The 16334-nt window shown below is 63.8% G+C and carries 13 protein-coding genes and 1 pseudogene; 5 read left to right on the top strand and 9 right to left on the bottom strand.

What is annotated here, in order from left to right:
* The coding region (locus tag B7Y64_RS07985; RefSeq protein ID WP_291325733.1) for a LysR substrate-binding domain-containing protein at window positions 1–644 on the top strand (644 nt) is incomplete at its 5' end.
* Between the two features lie 156 nt (window positions 645–800).
* On the opposite strand, the pseudogene B7Y64_RS07980 reads toward B7Y64_RS07985, so the two are convergent.
* The 9 genes and pseudogenes from B7Y64_RS07980 to B7Y64_RS07940 form a co-directional block, all read right to left on the bottom strand.
* Window positions 801–896, bottom strand: a pseudogene (locus B7Y64_RS07980) (transposase domain-containing protein); the annotation flags it as partial.
* 304 nt (window positions 897–1200) lie between these two features.
* The gene (locus B7Y64_RS07975; protein ID WP_291325740.1) at window positions 1201–1620 is read right to left on the bottom strand and encodes a hypothetical protein; all 420 of its coding nucleotides are present in this window, start codon (window positions 1618–1620) and stop codon (window positions 1201–1203) included.
* A 44-nt stretch (window positions 1621–1664) separates the two neighbouring features.
* Window positions 1665–3638 (bottom strand): molecular chaperone HtpG, encoded by a 1974-nt coding sequence (htpG, locus tag B7Y64_RS07970; RefSeq protein WP_291325731.1) that lies wholly within the window; start codon window positions 3636–3638, stop codon window positions 1665–1667.
* A 182-nt stretch (window positions 3639–3820) separates the two neighbouring features.
* Window positions 3821–4756, bottom strand: a complete 936-nt coding sequence (locus B7Y64_RS07965; RefSeq protein WP_291328637.1) for an exopolyphosphatase — start codon at window positions 4754–4756, stop codon at window positions 3821–3823.
* Between the two features lie 157 nt (window positions 4757–4913).
* Complete coding sequence (locus B7Y64_RS07960) at window positions 4914–5741, bottom strand: pseudouridine synthase (RefSeq protein WP_291325739.1); 828 nt, start codon at window positions 5739–5741, stop codon at window positions 4914–4916.
* Window positions 5742–6116: 375 nt separating this feature from the next.
* Window positions 6117–8417, bottom strand: a complete 2301-nt coding sequence (locus tag B7Y64_RS07955) for an EAL domain-containing protein (protein ID WP_291325738.1) — start codon at window positions 8415–8417, stop codon at window positions 6117–6119.
* Window positions 8418–8461: 44 nt separating this feature from the next.
* Entirely contained in the window at window positions 8462–9061 is a 600-nt protein-coding gene (locus B7Y64_RS07950; RefSeq protein ID WP_291325737.1) for a methylamine utilization protein, read from the bottom strand.
* Between the two features lie 80 nt (window positions 9062–9141).
* The gene (locus B7Y64_RS07945; RefSeq protein WP_291325728.1) at window positions 9142–10035 is read right to left on the bottom strand and encodes a DUF4394 domain-containing protein; all 894 of its coding nucleotides are present in this window, start codon (window positions 10033–10035) and stop codon (window positions 9142–9144) included.
* A 258-nt stretch (window positions 10036–10293) separates the two neighbouring features.
* Window positions 10294–11016 (bottom strand): Crp/Fnr family transcriptional regulator, encoded by a 723-nt coding sequence (locus B7Y64_RS07940; RefSeq protein ID WP_024813128.1) that lies wholly within the window; start codon window positions 11014–11016, stop codon window positions 10294–10296.
* A gap of 226 nt (window positions 11017–11242) precedes the next feature.
* Here B7Y64_RS07940 and B7Y64_RS07935 point away from each other — a divergent pair, with 226 nt between their 5' ends.
* The 4 genes from B7Y64_RS07935 (at window position 11243) to B7Y64_RS07920 (ending at window position 16288) form a co-directional block, all read left to right on the top strand.
* On the top strand, window positions 11243–12346 hold the full coding sequence (locus B7Y64_RS07935) for an ABC transporter substrate-binding protein (RefSeq protein ID WP_291325735.1): 1104 nt from the start codon (window positions 11243–11245) through the stop codon (window positions 12344–12346).
* A gap of 164 nt (window positions 12347–12510) precedes the next feature.
* Window positions 12511–14445: an AMP-binding protein gene (locus B7Y64_RS07930; protein WP_291328635.1), complete on the top strand. Its 1935-nt coding sequence runs from the start codon at window positions 12511–12513 to the stop codon at window positions 14443–14445.
* Window positions 14446–14463: 18 nt separating this feature from the next.
* Complete coding sequence (locus B7Y64_RS07925) at window positions 14464–15249, top strand: ABC transporter ATP-binding protein (protein WP_024813131.1); 786 nt, start codon at window positions 14464–14466, stop codon at window positions 15247–15249.
* A 109-nt stretch (window positions 15250–15358) separates the two neighbouring features.
* Entirely contained in the window at window positions 15359–16288 is a 930-nt protein-coding gene (locus B7Y64_RS07920; RefSeq protein ID WP_024813132.1) for a branched-chain amino acid ABC transporter permease, read from the top strand.
* Window positions 16289–16334: the final 46 nt, after the last annotated feature.

Here is a 16334-nt window from a genome sequence, read left to right as displayed (position 1 = left end):
CGCACGCACTGCTCGCTGCTGCGAAAAATCAATACGTAGGGCGACTGGTCATCCATGCCATCGGGCCGCACAACGTGCTGCCCGTGTTGAAGCTGTTCATGAAACAGTTCCCCCAGGTCAACGTGGCTGTTGGCGTAGGCGACTCGCGAACCATCACTGAAAAGATTCTTGACTACCAGGGAGACGTGGGCATGGTGCTCAATCACGTCGCTCACCCAGATCTATTTGGCGCGGCTTACCGTACCCAGCGATTGGTGATATTCGGCAACACCCAACACCCACTCGCGCAACGGGCCACTCTCAAACTGCGTGATCTGCAGGGTCAGAGGTTCGTCATCCGAGAGGAAGGATCGACGACCAGACGCGTGTTTGAACAAGAACTAAAGGAGCGAGGCGTCGAGGTGCAGGTGGCTCTGGAGATGGGCAGCCGCGAGTCCGTTCGAGAGGCGGTGGCGGAGGGGCTGGGCCTAGGCGTCGTGGCGGAAACAGCCTACAGGCCGGATCCTCGCCTTGTTAAGTTAACTATTTCAGACACCAGCATGGCGACACAGGTGCACTTCATCTGTAGAAAGGAGCGGCATCAAGCTCCACTGATCTCGATCTTCCTGGGTTTGGCGCATAGCGTAAGTCAGAAAATTGCCTAGGTATGGAACTTGGATTCCATGCAGCCGTGGGGCATGGGACCGAGGGGCAACTGTTCGCCTGTAGGCCGACTTAAGTTAAGGGTTGTAGGACGCCCGTAATCGCGCGGCGATCCCATCTTGACTGCGGGGCGCGGTCGTGTATCTGAATATGCGCTGTCAGGCTGACTGCCAGCGGTATGGCAGCAGCTCGCCGATCTGGGTGGCGGGCTGCATGGGCAGGCGTGCCATGACATCGCGCAGGTAGGCGTAGGGTCGTCCCGTTCATGGGGAGACGTGTGCTAGACCATGACTGCAGCTCCCTCGATACCGGTCATCGATGCTGCCGCGCTGCTGGGTGAGCCAATGACAGCTTTGTGCCAGGCACCGTGAACTCAGGTCACGGCCGCGACCGACAGCAACCGCTGCGGACCGGTCATTCACCCATGATGGCTGAAGGAAAGCAACGGCTCGAGAGCCTGCACCAGCGCATGGCAAAAGACCTGAATGAGGAGTGGATGATCTCCACGGCTTCTTTCTCCACCCGCAGGACGATGTGCCTGGGTGTACTTGCAGCGTGTCAACAGCCCCCGTGCACCCGGCAGGCAGGGACGATCCGGCCGCTGGAGTCGCGCCACTGGATCTGGTCAACATCGGGCGCTGGCGCGGGTGCGTCGGCAGGCATATCGGGGGCCGCTGCAGGCCGCTGCGGGTCATGCAGCACGGTCGATGTGCCCACGCTGGCCCCAACGCGGGCGCCACCCACGCCGGTGGATGCGCCTACGCCCGCACCGCCCACCACCTGCCCGCGCTGGTTGACTCCGACACCCACGCCCACCGGCCCTGCGCCCGCACTCACGCCGGCGCTGACCCCGCCACTACCCACCCCCACGCCCACAGACACCGGGCCGACGGGGATGCCAATGCCAACGCCCCCACCCACCGCCCCGCAGCCAGCCAGCAAGGCGGCCAGCGCCAGGGCCGTTGCGACACGGGGCATTGCGTGGGACAAGGTCAGCATGGCCAGGCTTTGCGCAGTGCTGCTTACGCCAGCAGCGCATTCACCCGCTTGACGTAAGCGGCCGGGTCTTCGGGCAGGCCACCTTCGGCCAGCAGGGCCTGGTCAAACAGGATGTGGGCCAGGTCGTGGAAGTGCACGCTGCCGTCCAGCTTTTTCACCAGCGGGTGCTCGGCGTTCACCTCCAGCACGGGTTTGGATTCGGGCGCCTGCTGGCCGGCCTGCTTGAGCATGCGGGCGAGCTGGGTGCTCATGCCGTCGTCCTGCACCACCAGGCATGCGGGTGAATCGACCAGGCGGGTGGTCACGCGCACGTCTTCGGCCTTGTCTTTCAGGGCCTCTTTCAGCTTGGCAAGCACGGGCTTGAACTGTTCTGCGGCTTCCTCGGCAGCTTTCTTCTCGGCTTCGTCCTGCAGCGTACCCAGGTCCACGGCGCCCTTGGCTACGCTTTGCAGCGGCGTGCCGTCGAATTCGTGCAGGTAGTTCAGCGCCCACTCGTCCACGCGGTCGGTCATCAAGAGCACTTCGATGCCCTTTTTCTTGAAGACTTCGAGTTGCGGGCTGTTCTTGGCGGCGGCCAGGGTGTCGGCGGTGATGTAGTAAATGGCCTCCTGGCCTTCCTTCATGCGCGCCTTGTAGTCGGCAAAACTCACCGTCACGGCGTCGCTGGTGGTGCTGGCGAAGCGCAGCAGCTTGGCCAGGCGCTCGCGGTTACCGAAGTCTTCGCCCAGGCCTTCTTTCAGCACGGCGCCGAACTCGCCGTAGAACGCGGTGTACTTGCCTTCCTTGGCCTTGTCGTCGGCGTCTACCACATCGGTCACGCCATCGGCGCCTGCCGTGGTGTCGTGCTTGTCGTGCTTGGCCAAGTCTTCCAGCATGGAGAGCACGCGTTTGGTACTGCCCTCGCGGATGGCGCGCACGTCGCGGCTTTCCTGCAGCAGCTCGCGGCTCACGTTGAGCGGCAGGTCGCTCGAATCAATCACGCCCTTGACGAAGCGCAGGTAGCTGGGCATCAGCGCCTCGGCGTCGTCCATGATGAACACGCGCTTGACGTAGAGCTTGATGCCCGCCTTCTTGTCGCGGTTCCACAGGTCAAACGGCGCCTTGGCGGGGATGTACAGCAGCTGGGTGTATTCGGTGTTGCCCTCGACGCGGTTGTGCGCCCAGGTCAACGGCGCCTCGTGGTCATGGCTGATGGCCTTGTAGAACTCCTGGTACTGCTCGTCGGTGATGTCTTTCTTGGGGCGCGTCCACAGGGCGCTGGCCTTGTTCACCGTTTCCCATTCGCCGGTCTTGACCATGCCGCCGGGCTGGCGGCCACCGTTTTCGTCTCCGGGGTTGATGAGCTCGCCGTCTTTCCACTCTTCCTTTTCCATCAGGATGGGCAGGCTGATGTGGTCGGAGTATTTGGCGATGACCTGCTTGAGCTTCCAGGCGTTGAGGTATTCCTCTGCATCGTCGCGCAGGTGCAGGATGACGCTGGTGCCGCGCGCGGGGCGGGTGATGGTTTCCACCTCGAAATCGCCACTGCCGCCACTGGTCCAGCGCACGCCTTGCTCAGCCGGCAGGCCCGCGCGGCGCGATTCCACGGTGATCTTGTCGGCCACGATGAAGCCCGAGTAAAAACCCACGCCAAACTGGCCGATGAGCTGGGCATCCTGCTTCTGGTCGCCCGAGAGCTTGCCCATGAAGTCCTTGGTGCCGCTCTTGGCAATGGTCCCCAGGTGGTCGATGGCCTCCTGCTGGCTCATGCCGATGCCGTTGTCGGTGATGGTGAGCGTCTTGGCGGCCTTGTCGAAGGTGACGCGCACTTCCAGGCTGGGTGCGTCTTCGTACAGGGCGTTGTTGTTCAGCGCCTCGAAGCGCAGCTTGTCGCAGGCGTCCGACGCATTGGAAACCAGTTCGCGCAGGAAGATTTCCTGGTTGGAATACAGCGAATGGGTGACCAGGTGCAGCAGCTGGGCAACTTCGGCCTGAAACGACAGGGTTTGTTTGCTCATGGTGGTTTTTCTCGTGTTGGAATCAATGAAATATGCGTGGCAGGGCTTGAACCCGCCCCTGCAAATACCGGCAGGCGGCAGTTATGGGCGGGTTGCGGGGTTTCAAGGCCCTGGCCGATCGAAGCCCTGGGGTGAAAGGCTCTCCGCGCACGGGAGAGCCGTATTGGCCGGACGAAAAAGGCTCAGCCAGCGACCGTGATGCGCTGCACCAGGGCTTGCAGCACCTGATCGGCCTTGTCGTTGGGCACCTGGCAGTCGCCTGCGTCGGCATGCCCGTTGCCGCCAAACTCCAGCATCAGATTGCCCAGATGGGCATTGCTGCTGCGGTTCAGTATGGATTTTCCGGCTGCCAGCGCGGTGTTCTGCTTTTTCAAGCCCCACACCGCCTGCACGGACACGGTGGCCTGCGGGAACAGCGCATACACCATGAAGCGGTTGGTCGCCCAGATGGTTTCTTCCTCGCGCATGTCCAGCACCAGCAGCTTGTCGATGCAGATACCGCAATGCAGTATCTGCTCTCTGGCCTTGCTGGCGTGCTCTTTGTAGAGTGCCACGCGTTCCTGCACATCGGGCAGCGCCAGGATTTCGTCAATCGTATAGTCGCGGCAATACTGGATGAGGTCCATCATCAGCGCGTAGTTGCTGATGCGAAACTCCTTGAAGCGGCCCAGGCCGGTGCGCGAATCCATGAGGTAGCTGAGCAGCACCCAGCCCTGGGGGCTGAGGATGTCCTCGCGGGTGTATTGGGCAGAATCCGCCTGGTCCACGGCAGCCATCATGTCGTCGGAAACCCGGGGGAAGGCCGCCTTGCCGCCGTAATGGTTGAAGATCACGCGCGCTGCCGATGGCGCGCTCGCATCGATGATGTGGTTGATATCGCGCCGTCCGGCGTTGCTGACGGTTTCGGACTCGTGGTGGTCAAACACCAGGTGCGCACCCGGCACAAAGGGCAGGTTGGCGGTGATGTCGCGGGCCGTGATGGCCACCTTGCCGTCCTGCATATCCTTGGGGTGGGCGAAGGCGATCTCGTCAATGAGCTGGAGTTCATGGAGCAGCACGGCACAAACCAGGCCGTCAAAGTCGCTGCGGGTGACCAGTCGGTATTTCACGTCGCTCACAAACCCTCCTTATTGTTCGATCAAAGGCACGATGGTAGTGGCTCCACCTGCACCCGCGTTGCCGCCAGCGTGCAAAAGACAGCCACTCCGCCGCCTTCCACCACGGGCTCGCGCCCTTTCGGCCACCCGGCGGGTGTCAACGACAGGCTGCGCCGGCTCAGAACCGCTCGTTGGGTGACAGGTAGCGCCACTGGCCGACCGGCAAATTGCCTAGCGTCACGCGGCCTATGCGGATGCGCTTGAGCCCCACCACCTTCAGACCCACCAGTTCGCACATGCGGCGGATCTGGCGTTTTTTGCCTTCCGTGAGCACAAAGCGCAACTGTTCGGGGTTTTGCCAATCGACCTTGGCGGGCTTGAGCGGCTCGCCGTCAAGGCTCAGACCGTGGCGCAGGCGCTCCAGCAATTGGGGTGGAAACACGGCCTGCACATTGGTGCTGACAGGGTCGCGCTCGTCAATTTCCTGCAGCGGCGCGGAGCGCTCAGACGGATGGCGTGGCAGCGCCTGGCCCGGGGCCTGGTAGACCACTCGCACCAGGTATTCCTTGTCCACGGTGGAGTCCTCGCCAATCAGCTGGCGCGCGACGCGTCCGTCCTGCGTGAGCACCAGCAGGCCAACCGAGTCAATATCGAGCCGCCCGGCCGGTGCCAGACCGCGCAACTGGGGCGGCGAGAAACGGTTGCGGCTGGGGTCATCGCGCCAGTGGGTGCGCGGGTTGATCAGCGCCACGGCAGGCGTGTGGCCGTCCTCTGCCTGGCCGCTTACATAGCCCATGGGCTTGTGCAAAAGGATGGTGACGCGCTGCTCCTGAAAACCCTGCGCGACCTTGTCCACTTCGATGCGGTCGGTGGGCAGCACCTGCACGCCCATTTCCGCCACCTCGCCATTGACCTTGACCCAGCCCTGGGCAATCCAGTCGTCGGCCTCGCGCCGCGAGCACAGGCCCAGCTCGGCCATGCGCTTGTTCAAGCGCGATGTGGCCATGCCGGTTGCTCCGCCCGCACCGCCTGCAGCGCCTTTGCCAGCAGGCGGCGAGCGCACGGGCGCCTGGCGGACCGGCGCCACAAACCCGGCGGACGCCGTGCGGTAGTTGGGTGGCGCAGGGCCTCTTGCGGGCCGCGCCGGTGCGGGGCCCCGCGCGGGCGCGGCGGAAGCCCGGGGGCTGGCCTTGGCCGCCACGGCGGGAAGCCGCAACACCGGGCGGGCGGCGGGCGCAGCTGCGGCTGGATCACTCGGCTGGGAGACAGAAGCAGCGGCAGGGCCAGCTGGCGGACGGGAACGGGAAGAAGACATGGCGGGTATTTTCGCCTGTGGAGCCAGACGGTCCAATGAAAATCAGCCAGCGTTGCCAGAAACCGATCAGAGCGGTGAAGCTTCCCCCTGGCGGGCTTGCCAGGCCAGAAAGTCGTCAACCGGCAGGGGCCGCGCGATGTGGTAACCCTGCGCCTCATCGCACGCCAGGGTGCGCAGGCGCGCCAGAATGGCAGCGGTTTCCACGCCTTCGGCCACCACGGTGAGGCCCAGGTTGTGTGCCAGGTCGATGGTGGAGCGCACGATCATGGCGTCGTCCTCGCCTGCCTCCATGCCCATGACAAAGGATTTGTCGATCTTGAGCTCGTCCACCGGCAGGCGCTTGAGGTAGGCCAGCGACGAGTACCCGGTGCCGAAATCATCAATGGACAGCTTGAACCCCTGCTCCGACAGGCGGTTGAGCATGGCCTCGGCGCGCTGGGGGTCGTCCATGATGGCGCTTTCGGTGATCTCCAGGCAAAACGCGCTGGCCTGCACGCCGTGGCGGGCCAGGATGCCCGCCAGCCGGGTGCTGAGCTCGGGGTCCAGCAAATCCCGTGTGGACAGGTTGACCGACACGCGCAGCGGCAGGTGCCGCGCCTGGGGCGAAGCCAGCAAGCGGGCGACCTCTTCAAAGACCCACAGCGTGAGCTGGCGCACGAACCCCGTCTGCTCGGCAAACGGAATGAAGTTGACGGGAGGAACCAGCCCGCGCTGCGGATGCTGCCAGCGCACCAGGGCCTCGGCCGCCAGCCCCGGCTGGCCGTGCAGCGCAACCTTGGGCTGCAGGTACAGGCGCAGTTCGTTGTGCTCCACGGCCCGGCGCAGCTCGGACAGCAACGACAGGGTTTGCGCGCTCGCCAGATCAAAGCCGGGGTCGTATCGCAGCGCCCCGCTGAGCTGGCGCTTGGCCGCATACATGGCAATCTCGGAACGGCTGAGCAAGGTGTCGGCATCGTCGGCGTCGTCCGGCCAGCACGCAATGCCGATACCGGCGCTCAGATCCACACTTTGGTCTTCAAAGACCAGCGGCTCTTCGAACGAGCGGTGGATGCGGCGCGCCACCTCGTGGGCTGCAGCAGCATCGGCCCCTTGCAGCAACACGGCAAACTCGTTGCCGCCCATGCGGGCCACCATGTCCTGCGGTGCGCCCACCTGCTCGCGCAGCCGGCCCGCCACCGCCTGCAGCAGCCGGTCGCCAAAGGCATAGCCGAGCACATCGTTCACATGCTTGAACCGGTCGAGGTCCAGGGTCAGCACAGCCAGCGCTTGTGGCACGCCCACATTGGCGGAGGTGGCGGCCACCACGGCTGCACGAAAACGCTCGCGGTTGGGCAGCCCCGTGAGGCGATCCAAAAAGGCCAGCCTCCGAATCTCGCTTTGCTGCGCGCCGATATCGACCCGCATCTTGTCAAACGAGCGCGCCAGATTGCCGATTTCATCGGCGCGGTCGGTGTGCTCCATCGGCACGTCGTACTCGCCGCGGGACAATCGCCGTGTGGCGGCCAGCAGCGAGCGCAAAGGGGTCGTCACACGCTGTGCCATCACGCCATTGCCCAAGGCAAACAGCAGCACACCGGCCACCGTGATGATGGCCAGCAACACCTGCAACTGGCGATAGGGCGCAACGACCTCGTCCACCGAGCGCAGCAACAGCGCCTGCACTTCGCCCCCCACCGTGTCCAGAGGGCTGGCGCGTGCCAGCAAGACCCCTTGATCGGTGTCGAGCTCGCCTGTGTGGATGCCCTGGCGGCGCAGCAGCGCCAGCGGGGCGGCGGGCAAGGTGCTCACCGGCACGGACAGCACGCCATCCTCGCCTTTCACCAGCAGCGCCACATGCACCGACAGCAACTGCCGCATTTCGTCCGCCAGGGGCTGGCTGACGGGAAACCCCATCAACACCCAGCCGATCACCACCGGCGCGCGCATGGGCACCATGACAAACTGGTAGGGCACACCCCCGATCACGGCCATGCGGCTGCCCTGCGGCTGGCTGGCCAGCAGCGGCGCGACCTGCCGCACAGCGGCCTGGAAATCGCGTGCGCCGCCGGATGCGCTGAGCGAACGCAGGTTCAATCGGGAGTCCAGCAGCGCCGTCACCTCGGCGCCGATCCGGCTGCCATGGTTCTCCAGCACCGACTGGATGGTTTCCTCGTCATCCGAGTTCACTGCCGAGCGGAACCCGTAGTCGGCCGCCAGCAAGGCCGAGCCCTGGCGCAGCTTCTCTGCGTTCTGGTCAAGCAGCCGCCGCCAGACGGTTTCGTCGGTGTCGAGTTCGCGCGCGATCTGGCTGCGGGCGTTGCGGTCGATGGTGGCACGCACCACGGCAAAACCAGCGGCCTGCACGATCAGCAGCAGCAGCAGCGACATGCCCACCAGCCGCACGATAAGGCTGCGCCGCAGCACAGACAGCTTCAAGGCTGCAACCCCTGCATGCGCACAGTCACCTCAGCGGTGCCGGTGGCAGGCACGATCAGCGCCTGCTCCAGTGCGGGCGCACCCACGGGCAAGCGGGTGTGCCAAGTGCGCAGGCGGTAACTGCCAGCCGGTACGTCGTGGATCTGTGCCTTGCCCGTGGCCGCAAGGGACTGGGCGTAATAGGGGGTGTCCACCACCAGAATCCAGCCGACCATCTGGTCATGGATGTTGCAGCCCAGCACCACCACGCCGGGTCGATCGAACAGCACGGGGTTGGCCGGTGTGCCGGTGTAGAGCTTGAGTTCGAACTTCTTGGCCGGTGAGAACGAATACACATGGTGGCGCACCGTGTCGTGGTTGGGGAAGCGCACCTCGGAGCCCACCGGTACCACCAGCACTTCGGGCACAAACTGCTTTTTTTGCTGCGCCATCTCCAGCGCCGCCAGGGGGCGCACCTGGCGCCGCGCTTGTGCCGACTCCAGAAACACCACGGCATCGCCCACGGGTTTGCCGGCCGCGTCCAGCACCTCGATCTGCACGGTGGCGGCATGCGCCGTCCCGGCCTGGCCCCATGTCAGGCACAGCACACATGCCATGCCGCAGGCCGTGCCGAGCGCAGGCGGCATCCAGGCGCGCACCAAGCCAATGCTTCGCTCCAGCCACACCGCAAGCATGGTCATGGTTCGATCGCCACGCCAATCAGCGCGCTGCCGTCACCCACCTGGCCGAGATCGGTGGCACGGCCCGTGGACAGGTCTACGCGGTGCAGGCGAGTGCGTGGCTCGGAAGCCGTGCGCACCGCGATCAGGGCCGTGTTGGCAACGTCAGAAATGTCAAAGGCCACATCGGTCAACGCCCCCAGGCCCAGCGCGCCGACGGTGCGCAGCTGGCCGGTGTTGGGCGAGACGACGGGCACCGCGCCCTCGAGCGAGCCCTGCATGACCAGGGCGCCCCGTGCGCGATCAATGGCGTAGTTGGTGGTGATCGTTTCATCGCGGGTGTTGTAGGTGTAGGCGGCCCCCGCAATGTCGGGCGCGCTGCCAAAGTTGACATCGCCCACCACGTAGCGCAACGCCCCATCGGGCTGCACCCCGTCGCGGGTGGCATCGCCGTCCACCATGGCACCGGTGTCCGGGTGCAGGCGCAGGTTGTGGCCGGAGGGCGTTACCACGCGAATGCGGTCCACCGTGGGGTTGAAATCGAAACCGATCACCGCGCCGTCCAAAGGCAGTGCCACAGTCACCGCACCCACCGGGCTCAGCACGCCGTTGGCACGATCCACCCGGTAAAGCTGCCCGGACCTGGACAGTGCATAGAGCACGCCACGCGCCACCCGAAAATCGATGCCGATCAGCGCATCGCCCGGGGCCAGGCCGGTGAGCGGCTTGCGCTCTATCACCCGGCTCGGCTGCGCTGCCTCCAACCGGAGCAGCTCGTGAGAGCCGGAGATGGCATAAACCATTTCCGGGCCCGTGCCAGCCTGCGGCTGGGCCAAGCCTGCGCATCCCGCCAACATCCACAGGGCGGCAAACCCCACCAGCAAGCGCTGCTTGCGACAAAACAGAGGCATCAAAAACTCCCACACATGTAACTGGTTTATACCCTACGCCACCTACCACCGTGGCGGCGTAGCGCAACATGCAATTTCAAAACAAATATCATTTTTTATAGCACTTAGCGCTTAACACATAAGGGTTACAGCCATATTTAGCCTATAAATAAATGCGACAGACCCCGCCATGCGTGTGCGTCCGGCCCCCAACAGAGCCGCCCTATTTGTAACAGTGCCATGACGCAAAAAGCGTCCGCACAGCAGGCCAGGGCCCTGTCAAACGTCTCTGCACTGAAAGATGCTGGACCGCAACGCAGAAAGCTCCAGCACCCGCAGCCCACCGTATTCAATGCGGATGGCCCCTTGCTGTTCGAGCGCAGCCAGGGCCTCATTGACGCGCTGGCGCGACAGCCCCACCAGGTAAGCCAGCTCCTGCTGCGTGATGCGCAGCACCTCGCCCACATTGGGGTAAAGCACGGGGTTGAACAACGAGGCCAGGCTGCGTGCCACCCGCACATCGGGGTTGTTCAGCCGGTCGATCTCGCGCGCCGCAATGAACTGCCCCAGGCGTTCATTGAGCTGGTTCATCACAAAGCGGTTGAAGCCGATGGAGTGGTCGAGCAGCCAGTGAAAGGTGTCGATCGGCAGTCCCGCCACCACACTTTTGCGCAGGGCCTGGATGTTGTAGCGGTAGGGCTCGCGCTTGAGCGCGGTGCCCTCGCCAAACCAGCCGCCGGGAGGCACGCCAGTGAAAGTCATGGTCTGGCCCTGGGCGTTGTCGCTGCTCATCTTGAGCAGGCCCTCCACCACGCCAAACCAGTAAGTCACCGGCCGCCCGAGACGGCAGACATAGTCCCCCGCTTTCGCGTCGCCCACCAGCAAGGAGGCCACGGCGCGTTCACGTTCGGCGGGCTGCAACGGCATCAGCCAGGGAATGCCGCCCAGCTCGGCCTCGGTGGGCGGGCGACGGCGCTGGTGCAGGGACAGATCGTGGGTCATGCGCGATTCTTCGGGGCGATGGAGACTCGGGTTTTAGGGGAATACCACGAGCCGAATTGTCGTCATAAAGACAAAAAAATGCCAATCCTCGCCGGATGATGGCCCCCGTTGGGAGCATCGCTCCCTGATTTCCAAGGACCAGCCGGTGAAACATCCCATCCGTTCGAGCACTTCGCAGGCCACAGGCCGCCCCGTTACCCATCTGGCCCGCCGCAAGCTGCTGGCGATGGCCGCGACGCTGCCCTGGCTGGGGGCAGGCAGCGTGCGGGCACAGGAGGGTTCGATCAAGATCGCCCAGTCCACCGCGCTCAGCGGCCCGCTGGCCGACCTGGGCTCGGCCATGCACCAGGGCGCCAAGGCCGCCTTTGCCGCCATCAACGCCAAGGGCGGAGTGCAAGGCCGCGCCATCGAACTCGCCACACTCGACGATGCCTACGAAGTGCCCAAGGCACTGGCCAACGTCGACCGATTTCTGGCCGACAGCAGCTACTTTGCCCTGTTCAACTGCATGGGCACCCCCATGATCGACGCGATGCTACCCAAGGTGATCGAGAGCGGCATCCCTTTCTTTGCGCCGTTCACAGGGGCCCAGCTGAGCCGCACCAAGACCGCCCGCAATGTTTTCAACATCCGGGCAAGCTATGCCGACGAGGCCGAAAAACTGGTGCAGCACCTGTCCACGATCGGCATCCAGCGCATTGGCATCGTTTACCAGAACAACTCGTTCGGCAAGGAGGTATTCGACTCGGCCCGGCAATCCATGAGCCGACTCAAACTGCCGGAAGCCGCCGCTGTGACGGTTGAAAACAACGCCTCGGACGCAGGCGCTGCGGCGGCCAAGCTCGCAGAGGCCAACCCCGAAGCCGTCGTGATTGGCCTGGCGGGCAAGCCCACACTGGAGTTTGTGAAAGCGTTTCGAGCCCTCCGGCGCGGTGTAACGCTGTATGCACTGTCTGTCATGGGAACCCCTGCCACCGTGAAAGCGCTGGGAGCGGATGCGACGGGCATGGCAATTTCTCAGGTGGTGCCTCTGCCGTCGAACGTGGTCACACCGGTGGTGCGTGACTTCCAGGCGGCATGGAAAGCATCAGGCGCCACGGCAGAGCCTTCGCACCTGGCGCTGGAGGGCTACATCAACGCCCGTGTGTTTGCCGAGGCGCTGCAGCGCGCCGGGCGCAATCCAACGCGCGCCGCCTTTATCGACGCCACCTGGAACCTCAAAAAGTGGGATCTGGGTGGCTTCGAGATCAACGCCACCACACCCGACCGCAATGCATCGCGCTTTGTGGAACTGACGCTGGTGGGACGGGATGGGCGCTTTATCCGATAGCCCGTGGCAACGAGGGTTCAACCCCATGAGGACTTTCCCGTAAATTGTCGTCCGAAAGACATGACAACGTCAAAGTCAGTCCTAGCATGGAGTCCAAAGCACTGCCACAAGGCCGCGCACCCGGCAGTCACCGGGCTGACACCTCATTAATATTAGGAACCGGAATGAAGACCACGTTCCCGCAACTGCTGCTCAAGCATGCTGCCGAGCGCCCCACGGCCCCGGCACTGCGCGAAAAAGAATACGGCATCTGGCAAACATGGACCTGGAAGGATGCAGCCCAGACCGTGCGCCATCTGGGCTGCGGTCTGCTCGCCCTGGGCTTCCAGCGCGGCCAGAACCTGGCGCTGGTAGGCGACAACCGCCCCCACCTCTATATGAGCATGGTGGCCGTGCAGAGCATTGGCGGCGTACCCATTCCGCTTTACCAGGACGCCGTGGCCTCTGAAATGGCCTTTGTGATGGAGGACGCCGAAGTCCAGTTCCTGTTCGCCGAGAACCAGGAACAGGTCGACAAACTGCTGGAAGTGCGCGAAACCGTGCCCGGCATGGCACACATCATTTACGACGATCCTCGCGGCCTGCGCAACTACGACCAGCCCGGCCTGATCAGCACCGAAAAACTCAAGGAGCTGGGCGCCGAATGGGACCGCACCCACGCAGGTGTCTGGGATGCCCAGGTTGCACAAAACAGCCCCAACGACGTGTCTGTCATCCTCTACACCTCGGGCACCACCGGCAAGCCCAAGGGCGTGTGCCAGACGCACGCAAGCTTCATCGGCTCCGCGCAGGGCGGCGTCGAGGTGGACGGACTCAATCCCAAAGACAACGTGATCTCCTACCTGCCGCCGGCCTGGGTGGGTGACCACCTGTTCTCGCTGGCCCAGTGGCTGGTGGCGGGCTTCACCATCAATTGCCCCGAGTCGGCCGCCACCATATCGATCGACCTGCGCGAAATTGGCCCCACCTATTACTTCGCGCCGCCGCGCGTGTTTGAAGGCATGCTCACCTCCGTCTCCATCCGCATGGAAGACGCAGCCCCCTTCAAGCGCTGGATGTACTCCAAAGCCATGGACCTGGCCCGGCGCGTGGGCTCGGACATCCTCGACGGCAAGAGCGTGGGTTTCATGGACCGCCTGATGTACACCCTGGGCGACATCGCCATCTACGGCCCGCTGCGCAACGTCATGGGCCTGTCGCGCATCCGCGTGGCCTACACCGCCGGCGCGGCCATCGGCCCCGACCTGTTCCGTTTCTTCCGCTCCATCGGCATCAACCTCAAGCAGCTCTACGGCCAGACCGAAACCTGCGCCTATGTGTGCATCCAGAAGAACGGCCAGGTCAAGCTCAACACCGTGGGCCAGGCCGCGCCCGGCATTGAACTGAAGATTGCTGACAACGGCGAAGTGCTGGTCAAGGGCGTGTCGGTGCTCAAGGAGTACTACAAGCGCCCCGACGCCACAGCCGAGGTCATCGATGCCCATGGCTACTTCCACACGGGCGACGCCGGCGTGCTTGACCAGGACGGCCACCTGCGCATCATCGACCGCGCCAAGGACGTGGGCAAGCTCATTGGCGGCGCCATGTTCGCGCCCAACTACATCGAGAACAAGCTCAAGTTCTTCCCGCAGATCAAGGAAGCCGTGTGCTTTGGCCATGGCAAAGACCAGGTCTGTGCCTTCATCAACATCGACTACGAGGCCGTGGGCAACTGGGCCGAGCGCCAGGGCCTGCCTTACGGCGGCTATGTGGACCTGGCCTCCAAGTCGCAGGTGCTGCAGCTCATTGCCGAGTGCATCGGCCAGGTCAATGCCGACCTGGCAGGCGAGCCTGGCATGTCGGACACGCAGGTGGCACGTTTTCTGGTGCTGCACAAGGAACTCGACCCCGACGACGACGAACTGACCCGCACCCGCAAGGTGCGCCGCGGCTTCATCGCTCAGAAGTACGGCGTGCTGGTGGATGCGCTCTACGGCGGGCGCACCGAACAATTCATCGAAACCCAGGTCAAGTTCGAGGATGGCCGCACCGGCAGCGTCAGCGCCACGCTGCAGATCATCGACGCCAAGATCCATGCGCCTGCCAAGGTCAGTGCCTGAGACACCGGAAAGCACCCCATGACCCAGAAAAAGATTGGCGACGTCATCCTGGACGTCAAGAACATCAGCCTGCGCTTTGGCGGCGTGAAGGCCCTGACCGACATCTCGTTCAACGTGAAGGAGCATGAAATCCGCTCCATCATCGGCCCCAACGGGGCCGGCAAGAGCTCCATGCTCAACTGCATCAACGGCGTCTACACGCCCTCGGAGGGCTCCATCACCTTCCGTGGCAAAACGTTCGACCACATGAACAGCCGCCAGGTGGCCGAGATGGGTGTGGCTCGCACCTTTCAGAACCTGGCGCTGTTCAAGGGCATGAGCGTGATCGACAACATCATGTCGGGGCGCAACCTCAAGATCAAGAGCAACCTGTTCCTGCAGGCGCTGCGCTGGGGCCCGGCAGAGCGCGAGGAAATCGCGCACCGCGAGAAGGTCGAGCACATCATCGACTTCCTCGAAATCCAGGCCTTCCGCAAGACCCCCGTGGGCCAATTGCCCTACGGCCTGCAAAAGCGCGTGGACCTGGGCAGGGCCCTGGCCATGGAGCCGCAGGTGCTGCTACTTGATGAGCCCATGGCCGGCATGAACGTGGAAGAAAAGCAGGACATGTGCCGCTTCATCCTGGACGTGAACGACGAGTTCGGCACCACCATCGTCCTGATCGAGCACGACATGGGCGTGGTGATGGACATCTCCGACCGCGTGGTGGTTCTGGACTACGGCAAGAAGATTGGCGACGGCGCGCCACAGGAAGTCCGCGACAACGAAGACGTGATCCGCGCCTATCTTGGCACCAGCCACTAAAAGTCTATGACCCCGACGCTTATCACTTCGAGCAATGCGCTGCCCCTCAAAAGGGCCTCGATCGCCTTGGGGCGGCCCGGCGCCGACCGACTTTGAACGGAACAAACAAATGGCATTCTTTCTTGAAACACTGATTGGCGGCCTCATGGCCGGCATGCTCTATTCCCTGGTGGCCCTCGGCTTCGTGCTGATCTACAAGGCCTCGGGCGTTTTCAACTTCGCGCAAGGAGCGATGGTGCTGTTCGCAGCGCTGGCCATGGCCCGGTTTGCCGAGTGGATTCCCCAATGGACCGGCATCGACAACATGATCGTTGCCAACCTGCTGGCCTTCGTGATCGCGGGCATCTGCATGTTTGCAGTGGCCTGGCTCATTGAGCGCCTGGTGCTGCGCCACCTGGTCAACCAGGAAGGCGCCACGCTGCTCATGGCGACGCTGGGCATCACCTACTTTCTTGAAGGCTTGGGCCAGACGTTTTTTGGCAGCGACATCTACAAGATCGACGTCGGCATGCCCAAGGAGCCCGTGTTCCTGCTCGAATCGATGTTCGAGGGCGGTGTGCTGGTGAACAAGGAAGACGTGATCGCCGCCGGCATTGCGGCCGCGCTGGTGGTGATATTGAGCATCTTCTTCCAGAAGACCAAGACCGGCCGCGCCCTGCGCGCCGTGGCCGACGACCACCAGGCGGCGCAATCCATCGGCATTCCGCTCAACCGCATCTGGGTCATCGTCTGGTGTGTGGCGGGTGTCGTGGCCCTGGTGGCCGGGATGATCTGGGGCTCCAAGCTGGGTGTGCAGTTCTCGCTGACCACCGTGGCGCTGCGCGCCCTGCCGGTGGTGATTTTGGGCGGCCTGACCTCGGTGCCCGGCGCCATCATCGGCGGCCTGATCATCGGTGTGGGCGAGAAGCTCTCCGAGGTGTACCTGGGCCCCTTCGTGGGCGGTGGCATCGAAATCTGGTTTGCCTATGTGCTGGCCCTGGTGTTTCTGCTGTTCCGGCCCCAGGGTCTGTTTGGCGAAAAAATTATCGATCGTGTGTGAAACACACGATTCGCCCGAAGGGCGCTTCGCGCAGCGAAGAATGATT

The organism is Acidovorax sp. 35-64-16, from assembly GCF_002281195.1.
GTDB classification, from domain to species: Bacteria; Pseudomonadota; Gammaproteobacteria; order Burkholderiales; family Burkholderiaceae_C; genus Acidovorax; species Acidovorax defluvii.
Note: the sequence above shows the minus strand (reverse complement) of the source record. Positions and strands in the feature narration are given on the sequence as shown.